At 43.8% G+C, this 3,900-nt stretch carries 1 protein-coding gene and 2 pseudogenes; 2 read left to right on the top strand and 1 reads right to left on the bottom strand.

From position 1 onward, the window contains the following. Positions 1–1,202 (top strand): annotated as a pseudogene (locus tag CAG60_RS15485) (FG-GAP repeat protein); the annotation flags it as partial. Between the two features lie 92 nt (positions 1,203–1,294). After that, positions 1,295–1,486 (top strand): annotated as a pseudogene (locus CAG60_RS16725) (IS256 family transposase); the annotation flags it as partial. 335 nt (positions 1,487–1,821) lie between these two features. Here CAG60_RS16725 and CAG60_RS15475 read toward each other — a convergent pair. After that, positions 1,822–3,900, bottom strand: a 2,079-nt coding sequence (locus CAG60_RS15475) for a TonB-dependent receptor (RefSeq protein ID WP_443276283.1), incomplete at its 5' end; no start/stop codon positions are given.

Below are 3,900 nucleotides of genomic sequence, written 5' to 3'. Positions count from 1 at the left end.
GTTTTATGTTTATATCAAATAAAAAAAGCACAATAACTTTATCGGTTGCGTTGATGTTGGCTGGTTGTGTATCTGGTGGTACAGCGCCTAATAAAATGCCATTAGCATTTGACCTAATCACAATCTCACTATCAATGAACGAGAAGGCAACAATTTTTACATGGCAGGCTTCGGATAATGCTACTGAGTATTCACTGTGTAGAAAAGATGTATCAATGCCAAAGTCTTGTGATGTACTCGCAACATCTACGACCACTAGTGTCATCGTTAATGACATTGGTATCATCAAAAATTTAACGTCTGAATATTTTGTTATTGCAAAGAATTCTTCTGGCGAAATCGCATCAAATAAAAGGTCGTTGACCCCTCAAGACTTAACGCCTCTCATTCAGTACATAAAGGCCTCTAACACTGAATATAATGACCAATTTGGCAATTCAATCGCCTTATCATCAGATGGCAACACGCTAGCTGTGGCGGCGTGGAATGAAGATTCCGATGGAACGGGGGTCAACTCTGGTCACCAAGATAATAATAATGCTGAGAGTGCTGGCGCGGTTTACCTCTTTCGTTATAGTGCATCCACATGGACTCAGGAAGCTTACATAAAGGCCTCTAACACTGAATCTGATGACTTCTTTGGCCATTCAGTCGCCTTATCGTCAGATGGCAATACGCTGGCTGTGGGTGCGGTTTATGAGAGTTCAAATGGAACAGGGGTCAACCCTGATACTCAAGCGAACAATGATGCTATGAGATCTGGCGCGGTTTATCTCTTCCGCTACAGTGCATCGACATGGGCTCAGGAAGCCTACATAAAGGCCTCTAATACTGAGGGGGGAGATGGATTTGGCCATTCAGTCGCCTTATCATCAGATGGTAATACGCTGGCTGTGGGGGCAGGTTCTGAGGCATCAGATGGAACAGGGGTCAACTCAGGTCACCAAGATAACAATAATGCTGCCTGGTCTGGTGCGGTTTATCTCTTCCGCTACAGTGCGTCGACATGGGCTCAGGAAGCCTACATAAAGGCATCTAATACTGAGGGGGGAGATGGATTTGGCTATTCAGTTGCCTTATCGTCAGATGGCAATACGCTGGCTGTGGGTGCGGTTTCTGAGAGTTCAAATGGAATAGGGGTCAACTCTGGTGCTGAAGGGAACAATGGGGCTTCCATGTCTGGCGCGGTTTATCTTTATTAACTTGATGTGATTTGCATGAAAGTAACAATTTAACGTAACGGCACTCAGTGCGCACCTAAACCCACACTTTTGCTAGTGTGATGTTATCCATCGCACTAGCTCTCACAATCAGAAAAGCAACCAAGAAACGCAAACTGTTCCCAACAGATGAATCGGCAAGAAAGGTGGTGTATCTAGCGATTATGGATGCATCCAAGAGATGGACGATGCCAATTCATCACTGGAAGCAAGCGCTAAATCGCTTTATGATTATGTTCGAAGAACGATTAACTGATTACTTGTAAGCAAGAGCAGTTACACAGAATTATTTACAGGGTCTACAACGCGCCCCCCAATTTGCCTCAGCTGTTTAAAACAGTTCTCCATTTAGAACTCGACCTATCCTATATGTTTAGCCAGAAAGCGCTGATTGAACAAGGATGAGAAAAAGTATGATAAATCAAGATGCCCTTATTTCTCTTGTGCGATTTATTTAAATAACTTTGGGGCAAAACCTTGCTAGAGCAAAAGATAAACGACGACAGAACTCACTTGCTGCTGACCAACCACTTAAATAATAAACGTCCGATAATTATCGGACGTTTATGTGTTGGTTTTGCAAGGTAATCAATAGCGCCTTTTAGAATTTATAGTCAGCGATGATACCGAATGTGCGTGGTCCGCCAACTTCGATCAGGTCATTCTTGTGACGTAACACATAATCCTCGTTGGTCGCATTTTTAACATAAGCACGAACGGTTAAGTTATTTATGTTGTAACCAGCATTGACGTTAAGCACCGTGTAGTCACCAGCTGAAGTACTTTCAGTGTTGGCTAAGTTAGTATAATAGTCTGAAACATAGTTAACTCTTGCGCCAAAGAATAAGCCTGAGTCAAAGTTTTGTGTAAAGCCTAAGCCAGCAGAAAGGTCAGGGGCATAGCTAAACTCTTTGCCAGTGAGATCGACGGTTGTTCCGCTAGGCCCTTGGGTGACTTCTGTTTTCAGTAAGCCAACAAAGGCAAAAACATCTAACCCAGAATCAAACCAGTACGTCGTTTCAACTTCAGCACCATAAGTTTTACCTTTAGGGATATTCGCTACGTAATTATCAAACCGGCTACCGCTGTCTCCATAGACGACGGTATGGTAATTACGGTAATCGTTGTAAAAGATATTTGCCGTTAAACCAAGCCGGTTCTCTAGGAAAGTGGAACGTGAACTGAGTTCGTAGGTCCAGACTTTTTCTGGTTTAAATACAAAGAGATTCTCTTGGCCTTCGTTGTAGCCTATGCCACCAGCATTGTAGCCTTTACGAGCGGTTAAACCTAAGTTCCAAGTATCAGAGGCCTCGTAAGTTAAGCCAACTTTAGGCAGCAAGATACCGTTGCTTTCTTCATCTTTGAAGTCGAGAGGCAATCTTGCATGGTCAAAATCACGATCAAGCTCGTCATGTTCGTAGCGAGCACCCAGTAACAGTCCCCATTGAGAGGCAATCTTGATTTTGGAATCAAAGTAAATGGAATGGGTTTGGACTTTATCAATACGTTTTAGTGAGTCTGTTTGTGTGTTTTGATCTTTAAAATAACTGCTAAGTCCGAAAATCGCATTATATTTTTCGTCTAAAGAATTATAAGCCAGTTTAGCTTCTACAGTATAATTTTCCTCGTCCACATCACCCCACCAATCCGTTAAAGGATAGGCTTTAAACTTGGTTGAGTAATCTCGCCTTGCCAGTAGGAAATCGGCTTTAAGTTCTTCATTGATGAGATAACCGACATCAAAATTAACGTTCCAGCTTTTAGTTTCTTGACGACGAGTACCGCTGGCATCGGTGTATTCCAACTTACCACCATCTTTATCGACAAGGTTTGTATATTGGCCTTCTTCATTACGGCTGGCGACCGTGAGTTTCGCGGTGAGTTTATCGGTTCCAAAAGGTTGAAATAGCAGTTTACCACGGACGTTATGAGATTTTATTTCTGAAGGGTCCCAAGGGTATTGATCATTGTTTGGTAATGAATAATCGATTGGCGTATTGCCCGTAGTCCCTTCAGCGGCAATACGGAAGGCAAGTTTATCTTCGACGATTGGGGCAGAGACAACACCAGCTAAGTGGTATTTGTTGTCCTCATTTTCGTAGCCAACTCGGAACTTACTTTCTGTGTAAAACGTGGGGTCTTGGGTTTTGATGACTACGGCACCACCGATACTGTTACGCCCTTGATTCGTTGATTGAGGGCCTTTGTATACTTCGACCTGCTCTGTATCCCACAGCCCAGCTTTACCGAAAGCTTCACCTGTCCAAGATTCAGATACTCCATCAACAGTGGTATTCACCCGAGGCGTGGCTCCGGTCATGAATGAGATGAATCCATCTCCAGCGCCACCTCGCCCATCAACGCCACGAATGTGTGGCATTCCTGATGGGGCGTTAAGCACGTTAGGGACTCTATCCAGTAAATCGTAGTAAGTTCGGTCTTCGCCATTATCCGCTTCTGCAGTAAAAATAGTCACCGAACTGGTATTCTGCGCCAGCGTGCCGCCCAACTTTTCACCAAGAACAACAATCGTTTCTGAGGCTCGAACATTATTCGCTTCTTGCTGTTCTTGAGCGTAAACGACCGAACTGGCGCTGCCTAGGCAAATCAGGCCAATCATCGTAGAAAGAGTACTCCTTGTATAGCGAGGGGTATTGCCACTGTTTAAGTCCATAAGCTT

Origin of the sequence: Vibrio sp. V33_P6A3T137, assembly GCF_009904835.1 — a bacterium.
Lineage (GTDB): Bacteria > Pseudomonadota > Gammaproteobacteria > Enterobacterales > Vibrionaceae > Vibrio > Vibrio metschnikovii.
This window is presented reverse-complemented; position numbering and strand designations above follow the sequence as displayed.